Annotated in this window: 18 protein-coding genes; 11 read left to right on the top strand and 7 right to left on the bottom strand. The window is 67.7% G+C overall.

All coding sequences use genetic code 11. The features are described from left to right. Positions 1-71: 71 nt before the first annotated feature. Genes AC5P66_RS09170 through AC5P66_RS09140 form a run of 7 tightly spaced genes read left to right on the top strand, consistent with a single transcriptional unit; the run spans position 72 to position 12,102 of the window. A complete protein-coding gene (locus tag AC5P66_RS09170) occupies positions 72-2,246 on the top strand; it encodes an alpha-glucuronidase family glycosyl hydrolase (protein ID WP_262223254.1) in 2,175 nt (724 codons plus the stop codon). Between the two features lie 32 nt (positions 2,247-2,278). Further along, positions 2,279-4,231: a sialate O-acetylesterase gene (locus AC5P66_RS09165; RefSeq protein WP_495216255.1), complete on the top strand. Its 1,953-nt coding sequence runs from the start codon at positions 2,279-2,281 to the stop codon at positions 4,229-4,231. A 53-nt stretch (positions 4,232-4,284) separates the two neighbouring features. Continuing rightward, positions 4,285-5,979: a glycoside hydrolase family 43 protein gene (locus AC5P66_RS09160; RefSeq protein WP_262223314.1), complete on the top strand. Its 1,695-nt coding sequence runs from the start codon at positions 4,285-4,287 to the stop codon at positions 5,977-5,979. Then, positions 5,976-8,669 carry a glycoside hydrolase family 3 protein gene (locus tag AC5P66_RS09155; protein ID WP_495216240.1) on the top strand — a complete coding sequence of 898 codons (2,694 nt, stop codon included), beginning with the start codon at positions 5,976-5,978 and terminating at the stop codon, positions 8,667-8,669. Before AC5P66_RS09160 ends, AC5P66_RS09155 begins: the two co-directional genes overlap by 4 nt. A 59-nt stretch (positions 8,670-8,728) precedes the next feature. Further along, positions 8,729-10,213 carry an MFS transporter gene (locus tag AC5P66_RS09150; RefSeq protein ID WP_262223257.1) on the top strand — a complete coding sequence of 495 codons (1,485 nt, stop codon included), beginning with the start codon at positions 8,729-8,731 and terminating at the stop codon, positions 10,211-10,213. Between the two features lie 16 nt (positions 10,214-10,229). After that, positions 10,230-11,267 (top strand): glycoside hydrolase family 43 protein, encoded by a 1,038-nt coding sequence (locus tag AC5P66_RS09145; protein WP_049411193.1) that lies wholly within the window; start codon positions 10,230-10,232, stop codon positions 11,265-11,267. After that, positions 11,257-12,102 carry an aldose epimerase family protein gene (locus tag AC5P66_RS09140; RefSeq protein WP_262223258.1) on the top strand — a complete coding sequence of 282 codons (846 nt, stop codon included), beginning with the start codon at positions 11,257-11,259 and terminating at the stop codon, positions 12,100-12,102. The genes AC5P66_RS09145 and AC5P66_RS09140 overlap by 11 nt, the downstream gene beginning before the upstream one ends. Positions 12,103-12,229: 127 nt before the next feature. Here the strand turns inward: AC5P66_RS09140 and AC5P66_RS09135 are convergent, their stop codons facing one another. The 4 genes from AC5P66_RS09135 to ptsP form a co-directional block, all read right to left on the bottom strand. Beyond that, complete coding sequence (locus tag AC5P66_RS09135; RefSeq protein ID WP_100478149.1) at positions 12,230-13,483, bottom strand: carbohydrate porin; 1,254 nt, start codon at positions 13,481-13,483, stop codon at positions 12,230-12,232. A 15-nt stretch (positions 13,484-13,498) separates the two neighbouring features. Next, a complete protein-coding gene (locus AC5P66_RS09130; protein WP_049411204.1) occupies positions 13,499-15,205 on the bottom strand; it encodes a PTS fructose transporter subunit IIC in 1,707 nt (568 codons plus the stop codon). 88 nt (positions 15,206-15,293) lie between these two features. Continuing rightward, positions 15,294-16,250, bottom strand: a complete 957-nt coding sequence (locus AC5P66_RS09125) for a 1-phosphofructokinase family hexose kinase (protein WP_049411206.1) — start codon at positions 16,248-16,250, stop codon at positions 15,294-15,296. Further along, complete coding sequence (gene ptsP / locus AC5P66_RS09120; protein ID WP_495216239.1) at positions 16,247-18,757, bottom strand: phosphoenolpyruvate--protein phosphotransferase; 2,511 nt, start codon at positions 18,755-18,757, stop codon at positions 16,247-16,249. Before ptsP ends, AC5P66_RS09125 begins: the two co-directional genes overlap by 4 nt. Positions 18,758-18,916: 159 nt before the next feature. Between ptsP and AC5P66_RS09115 the strand changes: the two genes are divergently transcribed. From AC5P66_RS09115 to AC5P66_RS09100, 4 genes are all read left to right on the top strand, one after another. Further along, on the top strand, positions 18,917-19,900 hold the full coding sequence (locus tag AC5P66_RS09115; RefSeq protein WP_262223261.1) for a LacI family DNA-binding transcriptional regulator: 984 nt from the start codon (positions 18,917-18,919) through the stop codon (positions 19,898-19,900). 120 nt (positions 19,901-20,020) lie between these two features. Beyond that, entirely contained in the window at positions 20,021-20,641 is a 621-nt protein-coding gene (locus AC5P66_RS09110) for a hypothetical protein (RefSeq protein ID WP_239666584.1), read from the top strand. Between the two features lie 45 nt (positions 20,642-20,686). Then, entirely contained in the window at positions 20,687-21,133 is a 447-nt protein-coding gene (locus tag AC5P66_RS09105; protein WP_240458989.1) for a Rap1a/Tai family immunity protein, read from the top strand. A 140-nt stretch (positions 21,134-21,273) separates the two neighbouring features. Beyond that, complete coding sequence (locus AC5P66_RS09100) at positions 21,274-21,507, top strand: metallothionein (RefSeq protein ID WP_080354781.1); 234 nt, start codon at positions 21,274-21,276, stop codon at positions 21,505-21,507. A gap of 24 nt (positions 21,508-21,531) precedes the next feature. Here AC5P66_RS09100 and AC5P66_RS09095 read toward each other — a convergent pair whose 3' ends face one another. From AC5P66_RS09095 to AC5P66_RS09085, 3 genes are all read right to left on the bottom strand, one after another. Next, on the bottom strand, positions 21,532-22,083 hold the full coding sequence (locus tag AC5P66_RS09095; RefSeq protein ID WP_049441000.1) for a cysteine hydrolase family protein: 552 nt from the start codon (positions 22,081-22,083) through the stop codon (positions 21,532-21,534). 3 nt (positions 22,084-22,086) lie between these two features. Then, positions 22,087-22,725, bottom strand: coding sequence for a DUF6766 family protein (locus AC5P66_RS09090; protein WP_099495610.1), 639 nt, complete (start codon positions 22,723-22,725; stop codon positions 22,087-22,089). 99 nt (positions 22,726-22,824) lie between these two features. After that, positions 22,825-23,013, bottom strand: a complete 189-nt coding sequence (locus AC5P66_RS09085) for a hypothetical protein (RefSeq protein ID WP_495216238.1) — start codon at positions 23,011-23,013, stop codon at positions 22,825-22,827. Positions 23,014-23,103 lie beyond the last annotated feature (90 nt).

Here is a 23,103-nt window from a genome sequence, read left to right as displayed (position 1 = left end):
GTGGCGCTGCCGCGCGGGTGCGAAGGACGATGATGCGCTGCCCCGGGCCCGGACGTAGTCTACAAAGGCGCATGTTAACGCCGTTGTTGCGTGCTGTCGGCACGCGCCTGTGCGCCGTGCTCGCACTGCTGGCCTGTGCTGGCGGTGCACGGGCGGAGGATGGCTACAGGCTGTGGATGCGCTACCACCCGGTTGCCACAACGGTCGCTGCCGACTACCGGCGGCAGCTGGCCGAAGTGGTGGCCCCGGATGGCACGCCGATGCAGCGCGCCACCCGCGACGAGCTTGCGCGCAGCCTTCCTGGATTGCTGGGAACGGCCCCGCCAATGCGAACGGCAATCAGTACTGACCATGCCCTGGTGCTGGGTACGCCGCAGTCTTCGGCGCTGGTCGCCGCGTTCGGCAACGAGGTTGCCACGCTGGGCGACGAGGGCTTCCTGATCCGGCAGGTCCGGACCGAGGGGCGCGATGTGCTGCTGGTGGCGGCACGCCGGGATGTCGGCGTGCTGTATGGCACGTTCCACCTGCTGCGCCTGTTGCAGCGTGGCATGCCGCTGCGGGGGCTGGACGTGCGGGAGTCGCCGCGGGTCGCACTGCGTGTGCTCGACCATTGGGACAACCTGGACCGCTACGTCGAGCGTGGCTATGCGGGCAGCTCGCTGTGGGACTGGCAGACGTTGCCGCAATGGCGTGACCCGCGCTACACCGACTACGCCCGTGCCAACGCTTCGCTCGGCATCAACGGCACCGTCCTCAACAACGTCAACGCCAGTGCGCTGAGCCTGTCGCCGGCCTATCTGGCCAAAGCCGCCGCGCTGGCCGACCTGTTCCGCCCCTATGGCATCCGGGTCTACCTGAGCGCACGCTTCAGTGCGCCCATCGAGCTCGGCGGCCTGGCGACGGCTGACCCGTTGGATCCCGGCGTGCGGCGCTGGTGGCGCGACAAGGTCGATGAGATCCATGCGCGCATTCCGGATTTCGGCGGCTTCCTGGTCAAGGCGAACTCGGAGGGGCAACCCGGCCCGCAGGATTACGGTCGTTCCCATGCCGACGGCGCCAACCTGCTGGCCGACGCGCTGGCACCCTACAACGGCGTGGTGATGTGGCGGGCCTTCGTGTATTCGCACGAGGTTCCCGAAGATCGCGCCAAGCAGGCGTACAGCGAGTTTGTCCGGCTGGACGGTGCCTTCCGCCCCAACGTGATCGTGCAGGTGAAGAACGGCCCCATCGACTTCCAGCCGCGCGAGCCGTTCCATCCGCTGTTCGGCGCGATGCCACGCACGCCGCTGATGATGGAACTGCAGATCACCAAGGAATACCTGGGTTTTGCGACGCACCTGGTCTACCTGGGAACGCTCTACGAGGAAGTGCTGCAGGCCGACACCCATGCCCGCGGCGAGGGCTCCACGGTTGCCCGCGTGATCGATGGCTCGCTGGAGGGCCACGCACTGACCGGTATTGCCGGCGTCGCCAACATCGGCGTGGACCGCACCTGGAGTGGCTCGCACTTCGACCAGGCCAACTGGTACGCCTTCGGCCGGCTGGCCTGGAACCCGCAGCAATCCGCGCGCGCGATTGCCGAAGACTGGGCAGCGTTGACGTTCTCGCCCGACCCGCAGGTGACCGGCCCGATCGTGCGGATGATGATGGACTCGCGCGAGGCGGCAGTGGATTACATGACGCCGCTGGGCCTGCACCACCTGATGGCACGCGGCCATCACTACGGCCCCGGCCCCTGGGTGGACGGAGGCCCACGTGCGGACTGGACGTCGGTGTACTACCACCGCGCAGACAGCCAGGGCATCGGTTTTGATCGCAGCGCCAGCGGAAGCAACGCAGTGGGCCAGTACGCCCCGCAGGTCGCCGAGATCTACGGCGATTCCGCACGCGTGCCCGAGTCGCTGCTGCTGTGGTTCCATCATGTGCCGTGGGACCGCCGCATGCGCTCGGGCAGGACGCTCTGGGATGAGCTGGTCGGGCGCTATTCGCGGGGTGTGCGCCAGGTGCGCTCGATGCAGGACACCTGGGCAGCCCTGTGCGACCGGATCGATCCGCAGCGGCATCGGCACGTTGCTGCGTTCCTGCAGATCCAGCACGACGAAGCGCAATGGTGGCGTGACGCCAGCGTGGCGTACTTCCAGTCACTCAGCGGACGGCCGCTGCCCGCCGGCGAACGGCCACCGCCGCAGCCATTGTCGTACTACCAGGCGTTGCAGTTTCCGTTCGCACCGGGGGATGGGCGATGAGCAGGTTCGGAGCGGTCGGGTATGCGCTGTTGATGATGGTTGCGGCAGTGGTGGCGATGCCGGCCGCGGCGCAGGAAACGACGGGGCTGCTGCATCCCCTGTTCAGGGATCACGCCGTCCTGCAGCGTGACCGGCCCATTGCGGTCTGGGGTCACGCAGGCCCTGGGCAGCCGGTTTCCGTGACGTTTGCCGGGCAGGCGGTAAGCACCCGGGCGGACGCCGCAGGCGGCTGGCAGGCGACGCTCCCCCCGGTGGCCGCGGGCGGTCCGCATACGCTGGAGGTAATTGCCGGGACACGTCGGGAGAGGGTGCGCGACGTGCTGGTCGGCGACGTGTGGCTGTGCTCGGGACAGTCGAACATGGAACTGCCGGTGTGGCGCTCGCTCAACGCAGCCAGCGAGATTGCCGCAGCCACGATGCCACGGATCCGGCTGTTCACCGTGCCGCAGCACGCCGCCGCGCAGGCACAGGAGAGCTTCAACGACAGCACTGCCTGGACATCGGCAACGCCTGATGCGGTGCGCGATTTCTCCGCCACCTGCTTCTACTTCGCGCGCGAACTGCAGCGCACGGTCGACGTGCCGATGGGGCTGATCGAGGCGGCGTGGGGTGGCTCGCGGATCGAGGCCTGGACCAGCGTTGGTGCACTGCGCGGGCAGGGCGGCCTGGATGAGGCCCTCGATATCCTCGCGCGCTCTGCGCGTGATCCGCTGGAGGCACGCGCAGCCTGGGGCCGCTACTGGCAGCATTGGTGGGCCACACGCGAGGGCACGCTGCCCGGCGACGCCCCATGGCGCGCGGATGCCGATGACCGAGGATGGTCGCGCGCACCGTCCACACTGGGCGCATGGGAACGGTGGAACGAGCCCGCGCTTGCCGACTACAACGGCATGGTCTGGTATCGCACGCAGGTGATGCTGAGCGCTGAACAGGCTGCACGCGGCGCGATCCTGGAGCTGGCATCGGCCGACGAGGTGGACGTGACCTGGGTGAACGGAGTCGCCGTCGGCAGCCAGTACGGCGCCGGCGAGAGGCGCTACCCGTTGCCACGTGGCCTGCTGAAGGCAGGATCCAACGTCATTGCGGTCAACGTGCTGGACACCTACGGCGAAGGCGGCCTGGCCGGCCCCGCCACGGCATACGGCCTGCAGTTCGACGACGGTGAGCGGGTGGCACTGCAGCGTCCGTGGAAGTACCGGGTGGCGCCGGGCCAGCAGGCGCCGCCATTTGGCCCCTGGCAGGCCGCCACCGGGCTGTCGACGCTGTACAACGGAATGATCGCGCCGCTCGGCGGTTTCGGGCTGCGCGGCATGCTGTGGTACCAGGGCGAATCGAACACCGGTGATGGCGCGGCATACGCGGCGCGGTTGCGTGCGCTGCGCGACGATTGGCGGCGTCAGTTCGGTGCACGCACGCCACTGCTGCTCGTGCAGCTGGCCAGCTATGGCCAGCCGCCGGTTGCGCCGGCCGACAGCGGTTGGGCGCAGGTGCGCGAGGCGCAGCGGCGCGTCGCCGCCGAGGATGCGCGGAGCGGGCTCGCCATTGCCATCGACATCGGCGATGCCTACGACATCCACCCGCCGAACAAGCAGGAACTCGGGCGCCGCCTGGCGCGCGTGGCCCGCCACGTGGTGTACGGCGAGCAGGATCTGGCACCGTCAGGTCCGCGGGCGGTCACGGCCGTGCGGACGCCCGCGGGCGTGGCCATCGCGTTCGAGGATGTCGAAGGCGCGCTCACCGCAACCGGTGCGCTGCGACCGATTGGCTTTGAACTGTGCGAGACCAGGGGTGATACCCGCCACTGCGACTACGGCGACGCCGAACTGGATGGGCGCCGGATCCTGCTGCGTGGCCCGCGCTCGACGCACGCAACGCACGTCCGCTACTGCTGGGCCGATGGCCCGGTGTGCACGCTGCGCGATCGCAGCGGGGCACCGGCCGGCCCGTTCGAACTTCCCATTGCCGAAGCCGAGGCCCGACGATGATGACGCTGTCCACGAAGTCCCCTCTGGCCCGCGACAGGGCCGGCCTGAGGTCGATGGCGCGCCGCCTGCTGGGGGCGTTGTTCCTGCTGTCGGCCGCTGCCACCCGGGCCAGCGCGCCGCCGGACGCTCCGCCGGTGTACTTCGACTGGTTCGAGTACCGCGGCGATGACCAGGCGTTTGAAGTGCCGCTGCCGGCCGGCCATTACCGCAATCCCGTCCTGGCCGGCTTCCATGCCGATCCCAGCATCGTGCGCGCGAACGGCCGGTTCTATCTGGTCAATTCCAGCTTCACCTACTTCCCGGGCATTCCGGTGTTTGAAAGTGCCGACCTGGTGCACTGGAAGCAGATCGGCAATGTGATTGACCGCCCCACGCAGCTGGATTTCGACGGGCTGAGCGTCTCGCGCGGCATCTTCGCGCCCACCATCGAATACCATGACGGCACCTTCTACGTCGTCACCACCGCCACCGACAGCGGTGGCAACTTCATCGCCACCGCGCGCGACCCGGCCGGGCCGTGGTCCGATCCGCACTGGCTGCCCGGCATCGATGGCATCGATCCATCACTGTTTTTTGACGACGACGGCAAGGTGTACCTGATCAACAACGACGCACCGCCCGGTCCGCCGCGCTACGACGGGCACCGCGCCATCTGGATGCAGCAGATCGACCTGGCGGCATTCAAGCCGGTCGGGCCCCGCCGGGTGCTGGTTGATGGAGGCGTGGAGCCGGCGAAGAATCCGATCTGGATCGAGGGACCGCACATCTACAAGCGGGAGGGCTGGTATTACCTGTCCGACGCTGAAGGAGGTACCGGGCCGCAGCACTCGCAGGTGGTGCTGCGCAGCCGCGCGGTGTGGGGGCCCTACGTTCCCTATGCGGGCAATCCGATCCTGACCCAGCGCGAACTGCCGGACGACCGTCCGCTTCCGATCACCAATGCCGGCCACGCCGACCTGGTCGAAGGCCCGGACGGCTCGTGGTGGGCGGTATTCCTGGCCAGCCGCAACTATCAGAAGCGCCACTACAACACCGGGCGCGAGACCTACCTGTTGCCGGTGCGCTGGCAGGATGGCTGGCCGCAGATCCTGCCGACCGACCAGGCCATTCCCTACGTGGCCAAGGCGCCGTCATGGATGCAGGGCGAGGCATCGCAGGCCCCGTCGACCGGTAATTTCGTAGCGCGCGACAATTTTGATGGCCCGACGCTCGATCGCCAGTGGCTGCGCGTGCGCGTGCCCAGGCATGCCTGGGCAGACCTGCACAAGCGCCCCGGCATGCTGGCCGTGCACCCGCTTGCCGAGAATCTGGACACGTTGCGCAATCCGGCATTTCTCGGCCGGCGCCAGCAGCATCTGCGCTTCGAGGCGAGCACCGCGATGACCCCGCCCGCCCCCGGTGTCGCCGCCGGTCTGGCGGCGTTCCAGAGCGAGGCGTACTGGTACTTCCTCGGCGTTCGTGACCTTGGCGGGGGGCGCCTCTCGCTCTTCCTCGAAGCGCGTGACGGTGGTGGCAGTACGCGGACGCTGGCCAGCCATGCCGTGCCGACGTCTGCAGCAGTGCGCCTGAAGATTGCCGGCAACGAGGGCGACTACGCGTTCTCGTTCGACACCGGCGACGGGCAGGGCTGGCAACTGCTCGCGGGCGACGTGGACGGCACCGTTCTGAGTACGGACCGGGCAGGCGGCTTCGTGGGCGCACTGCTGGGTCCCTTCGCGCGCGACGAGCGCACCGGGAGAAGCAAATGAGACTGTCGATTTCATCCAGTGCCCGCCGCCGTACGTGGCGTGGCCGGGCCATCCTGTTCGTCCTGACCTGCGTGGCGGCCGCCGCATCCGCGGCCGCGCCACGGCCCTGGCTGGATCTCTCGGCAAGCTTCGAGCAACGGGCCGCCGCACTCGTCGCGCAGATGACCCTGGAAGAAAAGGCCGCGCAGATGCAGAATGCCGCGCCGGCAATCGAACGGCTGGGTGTGCCCGCCTACGACTGGTGGAATGAGGGGTTGCATGGCGTCGCACGGGCAGGGCAGGCCACGGTGTTTCCGCAGGCAATCGGCCTGGCCGCGACCTTCGATGTTCCGTTGATGGGGCAGGTGGCCACGACCATCAGCGACGAGGCCCGCGCGAAGCACCACCAGTTCCTCCGCGAAGGCGCGCATGGCCGTTACCAGGGCCTGACCTTCTGGTCGCCGAACGTCAACATCTTCCGCGACCCGCGCTGGGGCCGCGGGCAGGAAACCTACGGCGAGGATCCCTACCTCACCGCCCGCATGGGCGTTGCCTTCGTGCGCGGCCTGCAGGGCGACGACCCCGTCTACCGGAAGCTGGACGCCACCGCCAAGCATCTGGCCGTGCACAGCGGACCGGAGGCCGACCGCCATCACTTCGATGCACGGCCCAGCCGGCGCGACCTGTATGACACCTACCTGCCGGCGTTCGAAGCGCTGGTGAAGGAGGGCGAAGTGGATGCGGTCATGGGCGCCTACAACCGCGTGTACGGCGAGTCCGCCAGTGCGAGCCGTTTCCTGCTGCGCGATGTGCTGCGACGCGACTGGGGCTTCAAGGGCTACGTGGTCTCTGACTGCTGGGCCATCGTCGATATCTGGAAGCACCACCATATCGTCGCCATGCGCGAAGCCGCCGCGGCGCTGGCGGTCAGGAACGGCACCGAGCTGGAATGCGGCCAGGAGTACGCCACGCTGCCCGAGGCCGTGCGTCAGGGCCTGGTCAGCGAAGCGGAGATCGATGATGCGGTGACCCGCCTGTTCACCGCACGGATGCGCCTGGGCATGTTCGATCCGCCGGAGCGGGTGCGCTGGGCGCGCATTCCGGCCTCGGTGAACCAGGCCCCGGCCCATGATGCGCTGGCCCTCAAGGCCGCGCAGGCGTCGCTGGTGCTGCTGAAGAACGACGGCATCCTGCCGCTGTCGCGCGACACCAAGCGCATTGCCGTGGTCGGACCCACCGCCGACGACACCATGGCACTGCTCGGCAACTACTTCGGCACACCGGCGGCGCCGGTCACCATCCTGCAGGGCATACGCGAGGCGGCCAAGGGCGTTGAAGTGCGTTATGCCCGCGGCGTGGACCTGGTGGAAGGGCGCGACGATCCCGGTGCCACGCCGCTGATCGAGCCGACCTTCCTGCGGCCCTCGGCGGACTCGCCCGAGCGTGGCCTGCGTGGCGAGTACTTCCGCACGCCCGACCTGTCCGGTGCGCCGGCCCTGGTGCGCACCGACGCGCAGATCGGCTTCCGCTGGGACCGCGGCTCGCCGACCGACAACCTGCTGGCACGCGGCGAAGCAGCACCGGGGCAGGGGATTCCCAACGACCGCTTCAGCATCCGCTGGAGCGGCCAACTGCTGCCCCCCGTGTCCGGTCGCTACCGGCTGGAGGTGGCCGGCGATGATGGCTACCGCCTGTACCTGGACGGCAAGCGTGTGATCGATCACTGGGTGAACACAGATCGCCTGCATGCCGAGGGTGTCGAACTCGACCTGCAGGCGGGGCGTGCCTATGACCTGAAGCTGGAGTACTACGACGACCAGCGCGATGCCGGCGTGCGCCTGGGCTGGCGCATGCCCGGCGCCAAGGCGCCGTTCGATGAAGCGCTCGATGCCGCACGCGAGGCCGACGTGGTGGTGTTCGTCGGTGGCCTTACCGGCGATGTCGAAGGCGAGGAGATGACGGTCAACTATCCGGGCTTTGCCGGTGGCGACCGCACCGACCTGCGGTTGCCCGCGCCGCAGCGCACCCTGCTGGAGGCCCTGCACGCTACCGGCAAGCCGGTGGTGATGGTACTCACCGGCGGTTCGGCCATCGCCGTGGACTGGGCGCAGGCGCATCTGCCGGCGATCCTGATGAGCTGGTATCCCGGGCAGCGCGGCGGCACCGCCGTCGGCCAGGCGCTGTTCGGCGACATCAATCCGGCGGGTCGCTTGCCGGTCACCTTCTACAAGGCCGGCGAAGCGATGCCGGCATTCGACGACTACGCCATGGAGGGCCGTACCTACCGCTACTTCCGTGGCACGCCGCTGTATCCGTTTGGTCACGGGCTGTCGTACACGCGCTTCGATTATGGAACGCTCCGCCTCGATGCGGACACCATCGGCGCCGATGGTCGCGTGGCCGCGTCGGTGGACGTGACCAACGCGGGCACGCGCAGCGGTGACGAAGTGGTGCAGCTGTACGTGCGGCGCGAACACGCCGGTGGTGGTGATGCCGTGCAGGAACTGCGGGGCTTCCAGCGGGTCCATCTGGCCCCGGGCGAACGCCGCACGGTGACGTTCACACTGGAGGCAGCGCAGGCCCTGCGTCACTATGACGAAGCGCGTGCGGTGTACGCGGTGCAGCCCGGTGCCTACGAGGTCAGGGTGGGGGCGTCCAGTGCCGATATACGTGCGCGGAGCAGGTTCACCGTAGTGCCCGCGCATGATTGATCGCCCCGGGCGACATCGATTCCCCTTCGACCAGATTCCTTTTCCAGGACGTCCGCTGCATGGCAAGCACTGAACACGCGCTATCGGTACGCGAGAAGCTCGGCTACAGCCTGGGCGATCTCGCTGCCAACCTGATCTTCCAGACCCTGATCACCTACCTGGCATTCTTCTACACCGACGTCTACCGCCTGCCAGCTGCGACCGCGGCCACGATCATCTTTGTGGTCGGCCTGCTGGGTGCGTTCGTGTTCACGCCGCTGATCGGCATCGCGGCTGACCGGACGTCCACCCGCTGGGGCCGCTTCCGCCCGTGGATCCTGTGGACGGCCATTCCCTTTGGCGTACTGTCGCTGCTGGCGTTCAGCACCCCGGACCTGGGCGAGCGCGGAAAGGTGATCTATGCACTGGGCACCTACGCCCTGCTGGTCTGCGTTTACGCCGCGAACAACCTGCCGTACTCGGCGCTGAGCGGCGTGCTGACCGGCAGCATGGCCCAGCGCAACAGCCTTTCGGCCTACCGCTTCGTGGCCGTGATGATCGCGCAGTTCATCATCCAGGTGCTGCTGATGCCGCTGGTGCTGATCCTGGGCGACGGCGACCGGGTGCGCGGCTTCGAACAGGTCATGACCGCCTTCGCACTGATCGGAACGGTGTTCTTCCTGATCACCTTCGCCACCACCCGCGAACGCATCGTGCCGACGCGCGAGCAGACCGGCGGCATAGTGCAGGACCTGTCGGACCTGCTGCACAACCGCCCGTGGCAGGTGATGCTGGCGCTGACCGTGCTGGTGTTCATCAACCTGGCCTTGAAAGGCGGCACCTACATCTATTACTTCCAGTACTACATGAGCGAAGCGGCGCTGGCCGGCTTCCTGGAAAACTCTGGCTTCAACGGCCTGATCCGTGCATTGAATGGCGCCCTCGCCGGCGCCGGTTTCGCGGCGTTCACCTGGCCGAAGGATGCGGCCACCTCGGCGTTCAGCCTGTTCAACGCGTGCGGCATCCTCTGCATGATCCTGGGTATTGGCGCATCACGGCGGCTGGCGGATCGCTTCGGCAAGCGCGACGTCTTCGGTGGCGCCCTGTTTGTCTCGACCCTGTTCCTGCTGGCCTTCTACCTGTTCCCTCCCACGGCGGTGGCGGTGGCGTTCGCAGCGTTCATGCTGCATGGCTTCTGCTATGGCATCACCATCCCGTTGCTGTGGGCGATGATTGCCGACGTCGCGGACTACTCGGAGTGGAAGAACCATCGAAGGGCAACGGCGATCATCTTCTCGGCGATGCTGTGCGGGCTGAAGATCGGCCTCAGTGTCGGCGGCGCGCTGGTCGCCGCGATCCTTGCCCACTACGGCTACCAGGCAGGCCTGGTGCAGCAGCCTGAGGCCGTGGTGCAGGGCATCCGCCTGACCGTAAGCGTCTATTGCTCCCTTCCCTTCCTGCTCGCCGTCGCGCTGCTGTTCTTCTACCGGATCGACAAGCGCACGGAAACACGCATCGAACAGGATCTCCTCCTGCGTCGCCGTTCCGCCGACGCCTCCGCGTAACTCCAAGACGACAACCATGATCGACCTCTCTGCCGGTGAAGACGGCCAGGCCAGCGAAGCCCGCCTTGCGCAGCTCACCGCGCACGCCATTTCGCAACCGCTGGTGACCCACATCTACACGGCCGACCCTTCGGCGCATGTATTCGAGGGTCGCCTGTACATCTATCCGTCGCACGACATCGACGGCGGCCAGCCATTCGACGATGAAGGCGGCCACTTCGGCATGCAGGATTACCACGTGCTGAGGATGGATACGCCCGACGGCACCGCCGTCGATTGCGGCATGGCGTTGCACGTGCGCGACGTGCCCTGGGCGCGGAAACAGATGTGGGCCCCCGATGCCGCCTGCCGTGATGGCCGCTACTACCTCTACTTCCCGGCCAAGGATGCCGGGGGCCGGTTCCGCATCGGCGTGGCGATCGGTGCGCGACCGGAGGGCCCGTTCGTGCCCCAGCCGGAGCCGATCAAGGGCGCGTACTCGATCGACCCGGCCGTGTTCGAAGACGACGATGGCAGCCACTACCTGTACTTCGGCGGCATCTGGGGCGGGCAGCTGCAGAAGTATCGTGACAACCAGTACGACGTGGCACACGAGGAACCCGAGGGCAGCGCACCGGCCCTGGGCCCGCGCGTGGGCCGCCTGGATGCCGGCATGACCGAGCTGGCCGAGCCCACCCGCGAAGTGCAGATCCTGGATGAGCATGGCCAGCCGCTGCGTGCCGACGACCATGCGCGCCGCTTCTTCGAAGGTCCGTGGCTGCACAGGTACCAGGGTCGCTACTACCTGTCGTACTCCACTGGCAACACCCACCAGCTGTGCTACGCCATCGGCGACAGCCCGTATGGACCGTTCACCTATGCCGGCGTGATCCTCACCCCCGTGGTCGGTTGGACCACCCACCACTCCATCTGCCAGTTCGACGGACAGTGGTACCTGTTCTATCACGATGCACTGATGTCCGGCGGCATCACCCACCTGCGCTCGGCCAAGTGCACGCCGCTGCACATGGAGCCGGACGGAAGCATCCGCACGATCAATCCCTATGGGGCCTGAGCGCATGCTGCCGATGGATGATGCGCTGGCCCCGCTGCCGGCCGGTGAGCTGCACTGGCTCAGATGCGGCGAACTGGAGGTTGCGCTCGCCGCAGGGGCGGGCGGGCGCGTGGCGCACCTGCGTTACCGGGGCGTGGATTGGCTGGTGGATGCGCAGCAGGCGGGCACGGCGGCGATCGCGTGGGGCTGCTACCCGATGGTGCCGTGGGCCGGGCGTATCCGCCAGGGACAGTTCTGCTTCGACGGCGCGCCGCATGCGCTGCCGCTCAATTTCGGCGGGCATGCCATCCATGGCGTGGGCTTCACGCGGCCCTGGCAGGTCGAGCGCATGGAGACAGCCACGGCCACGCTGTCGCTGGCGCTGCCACGCGACAGGTACTGGCCCTTCGGTGGCGTCGCCCTCCAGGAAGTGAGCCTGCACCCTCACAGCCTGCAGCTGCGCCTCTCGGTCCAGGCGGGCGGGCAGGCGATGCCGGCGGTGCTGGGCTGGCACCCCTGGTTCCGGAAGCCGGAACGACTGCTGTTCAGTCCTCGCTCGATGTATCCGCGGGACAGGGAAGGCATTGCCGCGCTGCCCTGTGTATCTCCTGCCCACGGCCCATGGGACGACTGCTTCATCGCCGAAAGTGACATCACCCTGGTACGCGAAGGCCAGCGCCTGCGGCTGAGGTCGGACCACGACCACTGGGTGGTCTACGACGCTGCGCCGCACGCCACCTGTGTCGAGCCGCAGAGCGGCCCGCCGGACGGCTTCACGCTGGCACCGCATCGGCTGGAGCCGGGGCAGCGGCTGGCGTTGACGTTCGAACTGGCGTGGGCAGCGAACAGTCCTTGAAGCCCGCCGGGGGCATGCACCGGAGGGCGACGCCGCAGCGGGCCGGCACTCCGCGATGATCTGCGGGCGGAGGGAGTGCGCGTCGGTGCGTCACGCTGGCGGCGCTTCGCTGCCACTGACCATTCCCTTACAGGCTCCAGTCAATCCGCATGCCCGCGATCAGCGCATTCGGCAGGTCCCGCTGGCGTGCGGGCTCATTGAACTGGTCGGGATGCACGATGTAATGCAGGTTCGGCGCGACCCGAAGCTGTGGGGTGACCTGGATGCCATAGCTCAGCTCCATCATCACCTGGCTTCCGTGCGGGGTGCCGCTGCCACCCGCTGCGGCACGGGCAAGGCGCAGGTTTTCCAGTGCGATGCTGCTGTACTTCTGCTGGGTCACGACGAAGGCGATGCTGTCCTGCGGCCGGCTGGCGAACGTGCCTTTCTGCACAAGCCCGGCCTGCAGGAAGTGATCCTCGATCAACTGCCCGGAGGTACCCTTGAGCGCGGCGCCGAAAAGGGTCAGGCCACGACCCTTGCCATCGCCGGTAAGCTGCTGTTCGAAGCGGGCGAACGCACCTGAACGACCGTGGCGTGTCGCGTACTCCTGGCCACTGAGCAGCGCGGGAATGCCGTTGGCATCGCGCAGCGGGTCGCGATAGGTCGAGTTGTCCTGCCAGCCACCGAGTTCGTAGCGGGCTTTCAGTCGTGCCGAAGCAGGGCTGCGCCAGCCGATCGTGTAGGGCACGATCCAGCCGGTGGCCTGGTTCGTATTCCACTTCAGGCCATGCTGGCCATCCTCGGCCTGGCTGGGATCGACCTGGTAGGCGCCGACGCGGACATAGACATCGGGCGTCACCCAGGCCGTGGCATCGGCCATCCAGCTCGACACCGGCCACCAGGTGAAACTGCTGGTGCGGAACACGTAGGTCGGGTTGCCACAGGCCGAGTTGCCCTGGAAGTACTGGCACAGCTCCGAACCGAGGTGGTGGATGTTGGCGACGCTGCGCCCTGCCTCCAGCACCAATCGGTCGTTGAACAGCTTCTGTTCGAGGGTCAGGTTGGCCAGGCGGGTCCCCTGGCCGCCGTAGATTTCCTGCACCGAAGTGCTGTTGCCGGTGCTGCTGTTGGCGAGGTTGGTGCCGTGGCGATTGATGCCATAGGCCTTGATCGTTGCCCCCCGCCAGCCGAACGCAGCGTCGAGGTCAACATCGGCGCCGAACATCAGCTGGCCGGCGTAGGCGGTGCCGCTGCGCTTGCCACCGTCGAGCGTGGCGGCCGCCTCGCCGGTGTAGGAGAGCCTGGGGATGAGGGTGTCGCTGGCGCCGGCGGCTGCGGCCAGTGACGGCAGGGCCAGCAGGATCGCTACCGGCACCAGGCGACAGGAAGAGCAGGACATTGGCGGGGGTTCCATTTACAGGGTGGGGGCCGTGACCGGCTTCTTGAGGATGCGCAGAGCAACTGCGGTGACCGCCACGCCCGCCAACAGCGCCAGCAGGTAGACGCCAAGATGGGTGACCGCGTTCGGGATCGGCAGCACGAACACGCCGCCGTGCGGCACCTTCAGTTCGACGCCCGCGGCCATCGAGATCGCACCGGCCACGGCCGAGCCGAGGATCAACGCCGGAATGGTGCGCAATGGATCGCGCGCCGCGTAGGGGATCGCGCCCTCGGTCACGAAACTCAGGCCGAGCACGCCAGCGGCACCGGCCGTGCCGCGCTCCTCGGCGGTGAAGCGGTTGCTGAACAGCCACGTTGCCAGCGCAATACCCAGTGGCGGCGTCATGCCGCCGATCATGGTCGCCGCCATCGGCGTGTACACCTGGCTGGAGATCAATGCGGTAGAGAAGGCGTAGGACGCCTTGTTGACGGGGCCGCCCATGTCCACCGCCATCATGCCGCCCAGCAGCAGGCCAAGCAGGATCGCGCTGCTGCCCTGCATGCCGCGCAGCCAGTCGGTCAGCCAGGCCAGCAGTCCGGCCACCGGCGTACCGATTACATACATCATCAACAGGCCGACCAGCAGCGTGCCCAGCACCGGCAGGATCAGCACCGGCTTGAGGCCTTCCAGGCTGCGCGGCAGGCGCAGCGCACGGTTGATCCAGTGCACGCCATAGCCGGCGATGAAGCCCGCGAGGATGCCGCCGATGAAACCTGCGTCCATGTTGACCGCAACCAGCCCGCCGATCATGCCGGGCGCGATGCCGGGGCGGTCGGCGATGGAGTAGGCGATGTAGCCGGCCAGCGCCGGCACCATCAGCATGAAACCGGACTTGGCGCCGATCTGGAACAGCGACCAGGCCAGCGTTCCCTTGTGTGCGTCGTCGAAGGCATAGATCCCGCCGAGCGCGAACGCCAGTGCGATCAACAGGCCGCCGGCTGTCACGAACGGCAGCATGAACGACACGCCGGTCATCAGGTGCTTGTAAGGGCCGGTGCTCTTGTTCTTTTCTGCGGCACGGCCCGAAGCCGCTGTCCCCGCGTGCACGCCGGCCTCGGCCAGCGCCTTGCGGATCAGGTTCTGGCCATCGTTGATCGCCGGTTTGGTACCACTCTTGAACAGGCGCTTGCCGGCGAAGCGTGACAGATCGACTTCGCGGTCGGCGGCGATCAGCACCAGGTCGGCGGCGGCGATTTCTTCATCGCTCAACGCGTCCTGCGCGCCGACCGAGCCCTGGGTTTCCACCCGGATCGCATGGCCCAGCACCTTGGCAGCCTGTTGCAGCCCTTCCGCCGCCATGAAGGTGTGGGCGATGCCGGTGGGGCAGGAGGTGACGGCGACGATGCGCTTGCCCGCATCAGTGTCGTGGTCACTGGCCGGCGCGACAGCCAGCGGTGCGAGCGCGGCCGCCGGATCGTCCAGCACCTCGCCCAGGCTGGCATGCACGATGCGGGCATTGCCGAAGCGTGCGATGTCTGCCTCGCCATCGCCCACCAGCAGCAGGTGGGCGATCGCGGCGGCGTTGGCGGCGGGCAGTGCGCCGGTAACGCCCTGGTCGCTGCGGATTTCAATCATCAGATCAAGCCCGCGCTGGCGGGCCGCGCGACGCAGGGCCTCGGCGGCAAGTACCGCCTCGATGCTGCGTTCGCCAGCGGCGATGACTACGGTGGAAGCGTGCATGGGAACTCCTGGAATGCTTCGGGTTCGTCCTTGCCAGAGAGGCATCGCCGGTGGCCCGAAGCCAGCCGCCGCTCCTCCGGCAGGTGTTTCAATCCAACCGCTCGATCAGTACATCGCTGGTCCCGGTGCGCACCTGCGCCGGATCGAGCCGCCGCGCGTCTCCGCTGTCCAGCCGGCTCATCGAGAACGCCGTGGCCAGTCGTGCACAACCGGCGAGGTCGAGGGAGGGCTCCAACAAGGCGGCGGCGATGCCGGCGACCATGGCATCGCCTGCACCGACCGTGCTGCCCAAGGCCAGACGCGGCGGTCGCGCGACCAGGGCGCCGGCGTGATCAATGAACAGCGCGCCGTCGGTCCCCATGGAGATGGCGACGAGTGCGATGCCGCGTTCGACCAGGGCCTGGCCTGCGGCGCGCAGCGCGCTGCGATCCGGCAGCGACGTGCCGGTCCAGGCCTCCAGTTCGTGGCGGTTGGGCTTGATCGCGTAGGGCGGCGCGTCCTTCGCACCGTCCAGCGCAGCTGCAAGCGCATCGCCGCTGGTATCCAGCAGCACGCGCGCACCGGCCGTTCCGGCCTGCGCCTGCAACCGCGCCCACGCATCGGCCGGTAGTCCGTACGGCAGGCTGCCGGACAGCACGACCGGCAGGCCGGGCGAGAGCAGGGCGCCGAGCTGGCGCGACACCGCGTCCAGATCGGCAGCATCCACGGCAAGGCCGGGCAGGTTGATGTCGGTCGTCTCGCCGTTGGCCTCTTCGACCAGCTTGATGTTGGTGCGGGTACGGCCCGGAACGCGCAGGCAGCCGTCAATGATGCCCCGCTCACGGAACAGCGTGCGGAACACGCCGTCGTTGCCGTCGCCCAGCACGCCCAGCGCGATGGTCGGCACGCCCCAGTCGGCCAGGCAGGCTGCCACGTTGATGCCCTTGCCGCCTGCGTCGTCGCGGGAGCGGCCGGCGCGATGCACGCGGCCGGGCTGCAGGTGGGCCAGGCGCACGGTCTGGTCGATCGCCGGGTTCAGGGTCACGGTGACGGCGCGGGCAGTCATGCGCGCGCTCCATCGAGGGCGCGCACCTGCTCGGCGGTTTCGCACCCCAGTGCGGTCCTGGCCAGCGCCTGCAGTCCGGTCATAGCGTTGCCACGCAGGCGTGCCTTCACCGCCGGGATGTCGTTCGGGGTCATCGACAGTTCGTCCACGCCCAGGCCAGCCAGCAGCATGGCGCCGAAGGGATCGCCGGCCAGGCCGCCACAGACGCCGACCCAGCGCCCATGCAGCCGTGCGCCTTCGACCGTAGCGCGGACCGCGCGCAGCACCGCCGGATGCAGGCTGTCGGCCTCGGCGGCGAGTTCCGGGTTCTGGCGGTCGATCGCCAGCACATACTGGGTCAGATCGTTGGTTCCGATCGAGAAGAAGTCGGCGTGGCGCGCCAGCACATCGCTCTGCGCGGCCGCAGCAGGCACCTCGATCATGATGCCGATCGGCACCTCCGGCGCCTCCAGCTCGGCGCGCAAGCGCTCGCAGAGGGTGCGCAGTGCGACCAGCTCGGAAACCGAGGTGATCATCGGGAACATGATGGACAGCCGTGCACCGTCCTTCGCCGCGCGATACAGCGCACGCAATTGCGGGTCCAGCAGGTCAGGGCGGCGCAGCAGCAGGCGCGCGCCGCGCACGCCGAGGAATGGATTCTCCTCGCGTGGCAGTTCCAGGTGCGCCACCTGCTTGTCGCCGCCGATGTCGAGCGCGCGCACGATCAGCGGGCGGCCGTCGAGTGCCTTGGCCATGGCCAGATAGGTGGTGTACTGCTCATCCTCGCTGGGCGTACTGCCACGTTCGAGGAACAGGAACTCGGTGCGCATCAGGCCGACGCCTTCGGCCCCCTGTTCCAGTGCCAGCGGTACCTGGTCGGGCAGGTTGACGTTGGCGCCGATGTCGATGCGGTAGCCATCGGGGGTCTGGGCCGGTTGCGCGCGCTGCGCGGCTTCGCGCTCGCGGATCTGCTGCTGTTCGGCCATCCATGCGCGCGCCGAGGCGAGAGCGGCATCGGAGGGAGACAGGTAGAGCCGTCCGCTGCTGCCGTCCATGATCGCTTCGCGGCCTGGCTGGATCGCCAACAGCTCGGCGCCGCCGGCCACCAGCGCCGGCAGGCCCAGCGTGCGCGAGAGAATGGCGGTGTGCGAGGTCGGCCCGCCCTGCGCGGTCGCCAGGCCGAGCACGCGACCGGTGTCGAGATTGGCGGTATCCGAAGGTGACAGATCGGCGGCGATCAGGATGCACGGCTGCGCCGGCAGATCCGCCAGGCCACCGCCCGCGGCAGAAGGGTCAAGCTGCGCCAGCACGCGCCGGCCGACATCACGCAGGTCGGCCGCGCGCCCGGCCAGCACCGGATTGCCCAGCGCAGCCAGGCCGGAGGCGATCTGCTCGATGGCCTGGTTCCATGACCACGCCACACCATGGCCCTCGACCATCAGCTGGCAGGTGCGGGTAATCAGATCGGTGTCGTCGAGCAGCGCGGCCTGCGCCTTGAAGATCGCCGCATCCGAAGCGCCCAGGCGGCGCTGGGTGTCGTCCTGCAGCGCAGCCAACTGCTGGCGGGTACGGCCGAGTGCATCCTGCAGGCGTGCGCCGCCTTCGCCGAGCGGGGTGGGGTGATCGGCGACCTCGGCCTGCGTGCTGGCCAGCACATGCACCGGGCCGATCGCCAATCCTGGGCTCGCACCGATGCCGACGACGGCAGCCTGGGCTTCGGGCGGATTCCAGCCCGCGACAGGGGCTGCTTTTCGCTGTGCCGCGCGTTCCGCATCGGCCTGCTCCTGCGCCACCAGGCCCTCCATGACCCTGCGCAGCGCGGCCAGCAGGGCCGAGGCGTCGGCGCCCTCGGCAGACACGCTCACCACATCGCCGTGGCGCAGCCCCAGCTGCAACAGTGCAACCAGGCTCTTGGCATCGGCCGCCTGATCGCCTGCTCGGGCCTGCGCACGGGCCGCGAAGCCGCGCGCCGTCTCTGCCCAACGCGTGGCAGGACGTGCGTGCAGTCCGTTGGGGTACGCGACGGTCCATTCGAAGCGCTCGGCCAGATCCGTCGCCGGCACGGCGGTGGCCGTGATCGCAACGTCGCCGGCCAGCGCGTTGACGATCTCGCTCGCATCGGTGGTCGCAAACAGGCGCTGCAGCGTGGCGTCATCCTGGATCAGCCGGGTCAAGCGGCGCAGCAGGGTGATGTGGGTATCCGACTGGGCAGCGATGCCGACCACCAGCCGGGTGACCTGCCCCGGATTCCATTCCACGCCTTCCGGCAACTGCAGCACGGCAATGCCATCGCGGCGCACCAGATGGCGGTCCTCGCCAAGGCCGTGCGGGATCGCCACGCCATGGCCGAGGAAGGTATTGGCCAGCGCTTCGCGCCGTCCCATGCTGGCCTCGTACCCCGGCGCCACGCAGCCGGCCGCGGCCAGCATCTGCGCGACCTGGGCGATGGCATCGGTCTTGTCCTGCGCCCGCGCGTCCAGGCGGATCAGTTCCCGGCTGACGGGGGAGGGGGAGGTCTGGGGCGACAAAGGGGGGCTCCGGCAGAGGGGGGGGCTGGGGCGTATTGGGAACGTTCCCACTCGTCATTTCAATGTGCACTGCACAAAATGCCAATAGTCCTTTGGCGTTAACATGGGCCTGAACGGCCATCCGGCCCTGAACAGCGCTCAATTGCGGGAACGTTACCAGTGAGCATCAGCATCAACGACGTCGCACGCGTGGCGGGGGTATCCAAGTCCACGGTGTCGCGCGTGCTCGGCGGAGGCCCGGTCAGCGAGGCCGTGCGCGGCCGGGTGGAGGCGGCGATCCGCCAGACCGGTTACCACCCCAACCTGCAGGCCAGACGCCTGCGCGCCCGGCACACCGGCATCATCGGCCTGATCGTGGCGGATATCCGCAACCCGTTCTTCACCGCGCTGATCCGCGCCGTGGAGGAAGTCGCGTACCGGGAAGGCCTTCGCGTCACCCTCTGCAACACCGATGAGGACCCCGAGCGCGAAGCACTGTACCTGCAGTTGATGCATGAGGAGCGCATCAGTGGGTTGATCTTTGCGCCCACCCGGACCACGGTGGGGCGGTTGAACCGGTTGAGGCTGGATTATCCGACGGTGCTGGTCGACCGTGCCGCACCGGGTGGCACGATCGACAGCGTGGTCCTCGACAACGCAGCGGCGATGTCAGGCCTGGTCGAGCACCTGGCCGAGCGCGGCTATCGCCGCATCGGTGGCCTGTTCGGCAGCACCAGTACCACGGCGTCCGAGCGCCGCGATGGCTATCGCGCTGCGATGCGCAGGCACGGCTGGGAGCCCGACTTCCGCGAGGTCGAGCCCACCGCCGAGGCCGCCATCGCAATGGTCGAGCAGTGGTTGACCAGCCCTTCGCGTCCCGAAGCGCTGGTCACCAGCAACAGCCTGCTGCTCATGGGCGCATTGAAAGCGGCCCGCAGCGCTGGGCTTGCGATTCCAGGAGAGCTGGCGCTGGCAGGGTTCGACAATGAGCGATGGACCGAACTGGTCGAACCCGGGGTTACCGTGGTCGAGCAGCCGGTTGAAGATATGGGGCGAGCTGCGATGTCGCTGTTGCTGGAGCGCCTGCGCATGCCGGAGCTGCCGGTACGCAGACTGGTGATGACGGGAAGGTGCGTGGTCAGAGGGTCAACGGCTGCGCGATAGTCCGGCGCCGCGCCTGCGGCAGTAGCAGTCGCAGTCCATGAGGCTGGCACTGGGGTGTTGGCGGGTCGCGCGTTGTCTGCTAAAAGCCATCTGGACACGCAGACCCGATGGATCATCGCCTTGTCAGAGCCTTATTCAGCGCTGTTGCGCCTGCAGTTGCGCCACGAAGATCTCTCCAGATGGCTGGCGGCGCCCCTGCCTTCGCCATCCCGATGGTCCGACTGGCGATGCATCGCCGGGCCGTGGCGCTTGGGCAACGGTGAATGCCTGGCGTCTTCAAGCGACGAGGCGTTGGATGAACTGCTCGTAGACTGCCAGGCCCTGCTGGCCCGCTACCCCGACAATCGCGCCGCATTGAAGGCCTTCCTTGCATCCGCGCAGGCCGAGAACATCCAGGTTGCCGCCTATGACCGCACTGGTACGCACTTTGTTGCGGGATCGCTGACGTATTCGGAAAGCCTCTACGATCTCATCGCGTTTCTGACTGTGGCACGGGGCGCGGCCGATTTCCTGAAGGCGGGCGACCACGGGGTGGCACTGGTCCACGACTATCTCTGGGCAGAGGAAGGTGAGCGCGAGACCGTTGCCGCGATTGCCCTGGCCGGCCAGGGGCAATCCGGATTCCTTTCTTCCACGGACCTGGATACCGCTGCCGCGCCCTTCGACACCTTGGTGGATGCCATGCTGGACGCTGAGGACGACCCGGCGTTTCAACCACGCAACCAGCTTGATCAACTCTGACCGGCGCCGCGTGGAATCCGGAAAAACGACAGCCAGGACCCTGATATGAAAGGACATCACGCCCGCCGCGCGCACCGCCGCATGCGTTGGCTCCTGACACTGGGCCTCGGCGCCCTGGTGGGACCCGCCGTGGCAGGCACAACGCAACCGGAACGCACCTGGCTTGTCAGTGGGGCGGAGCTCATCACGCTGCTGCAGGGCAAAGGCGCTGATGGGTTCTGCGATGGCGAACACTGCCGGGGGCTGTCCAGCGCCCGGGCCAGCAGCTACATACTGGGCGTTGCCGATGCCAGCCGCGGGCAGTGGTGTGGGCAGGGCCGGATCCTTCCGCATGAACTGGTCGATCAGGTGTCTTCCCATCTCCGGCAGCTGCCCCGCGGGCGACTGCGGCAGGATGCGTCTGCCCTGGTTGTCGAAGCGCTGCGTACGTCGTTCCCCTGTAATCGCGCCGCCTCGCCTGGTGGCCGTGCCGAGCCCGGCAAAGCAGGATGAAACACCAGTCCAGCCCGGCATTCCGCACCATGCAGCCCACCCCGCGCGGGCGTTCTGCACGCCTGCGACACGGTGCATTCACGGCTGCCGACATCCGCGCACGCCACACTGCGCGTTCCTTCCACGGCACGGGGTGCAGCATGGCCACCTGTGATGTCTGCGGCAACGATTATGACAAGAGCTTCACCCTCCAGCAGGGCGGACGCAGCGGTACGTTCGATTCGTTTGAGTGCGCTATCCACGCATTCGCACCGCGTTGCGCGCACTGCGACTGCGCCATCATCGGACACGGTGTCGAGGGAAACGGCCGTATCTTCTGCTGCGCACATTGCGCCGGTCATGCCGGTGTAAAGGGTATCGCAGACCGGGCGTGAACCGGATGCAACGCCATCCGGCGGTCATGCCGGCACAAGAGAGGCAAGCCGTGCGACGCGGGCGGCGCCGGAATCGGCGAGCAGCGCCATTGCGCGCTGTTTCTGCGCCGGCATCCCCGCCACGGCCTCCCGTGCCAACACTACGTCGAATTCCCTGGCGTTGGCATCCAACGCGGTTGCCAGAACACAGGAATCGGCCGTCATCCCGGTGAGCCAAAGACGCCGCACGCCCAGCTTGGCCAGCAGAACCGGCAGCGGGGTGGCGAGGAACGCCGAGTGCTTGGGCTTGAGCACGAAGTAGTGATCGGGCAAGGGGGAGAGCAGCTCGGCTATCCGCCCGGCTGGCCCCCCGTCCCGGCGGCACTGTTCGACCTGTTGGCGGAAGTCACGCTTCCAGTCCGAGAAATTGTCATTGGCATAGATGACCGGCCATCCGTGGTCATCGAAGTGGTCTCTCAGGCGCCGGATCTGTCTGGCCGCCCGCTCCGCGGCCGGTACCAGCGCCTGCGCCCCCGGGAAGTCGAAGCGACTGAACATGTCGATGATCAGCAAGGCCGGTGATGGGTCATCCGCCATCGTTCAATCTCCTGTCTGCGCGTGCGGGGCCTCGACCGGCTTGGATTGCGGTGAGTCCTTCTGCCGCAGGAAGATCGTAAGCACGACCAGCGACAGCACGGCAAGGAATTCGCTCTGCCAGTTCTGCATCGATTCAAACCAGAACGTGCTGCTGCCCAGATGCTCCAGGAAACCCGGCGTCGGCAGCCCCTGCAACTGCTGCTCGGCCTGCTCGGCGCGCCAGCTGCCCATTGCATGCAGCGTAAAGCTGAGCAGGAACAACAGGCCGAAGGCGATCGCAAGCGAGTGGCTGTATACCGCCTTCCATGCGCCACCGCGGCGAACCGGCCACGGCGCAGGTCCCGGCTCGACGCGATTCTGTTCCTGTGCGGGATCCAAGGGCCGGGATTCGGCCGAGCCGCGTTGGCGCAGGCTCACCGTCAGGAGGACGTACATCCCCATCTGCAGGAATTCGCTTTCCCAGTTCTCGAACGTTGCACTGACAAAGTGGCCGGTCGCCAGGTAGTGCCAAAGGTCGATCGGCGCGCGCCCGTGCTGTATCAACTCCTGATTGTGCACGTGATGTCCCGCGACCGCCTGCCCGACAATGAACACGACAGTGAGTGCAAGCAGTACCAGCGAGAGACCGTTGCGTCTCCACATGCAACACCTCGTTCAGGCTGACCAGGAATCATGCGCGCAGCTTGCGCCGGCAGCGGCCCATGGCTTGTGAATCCGGCGCATCCAGAATGTGAGGCGGACTCAACGCTTGCCCGTGGGATCGGGATCAGGTCGTTCGTAGTCCTCGGGGACGGCCTTGGGGCCATCGCCGTCGTCAGGCATGTCGTGCTCCTTCCACTTCGCTCGATCATTGCGCCGCTTGTCCGGCGAGTGCGCCTTCGACTGATCATCCACGTCTGTTGTTGGATTGAAAGGCAGCTTGTCGTTCATGGTGGGCTCCTGTGGCGGGTATTCGCAGCGTGGCCCGGGCCGGGTTAACGCAATGGCGCCGCGGAATGAACGCTGCGCACACCCGGATGT

The organism is Stenotrophomonas sp. YJH_SMC_122 (genome assembly GCF_059369535.1).
The sequence above is the reverse complement of the archived record's forward strand: the minus strand, read 5'-3'. Positions and strand labels throughout refer to the sequence as shown.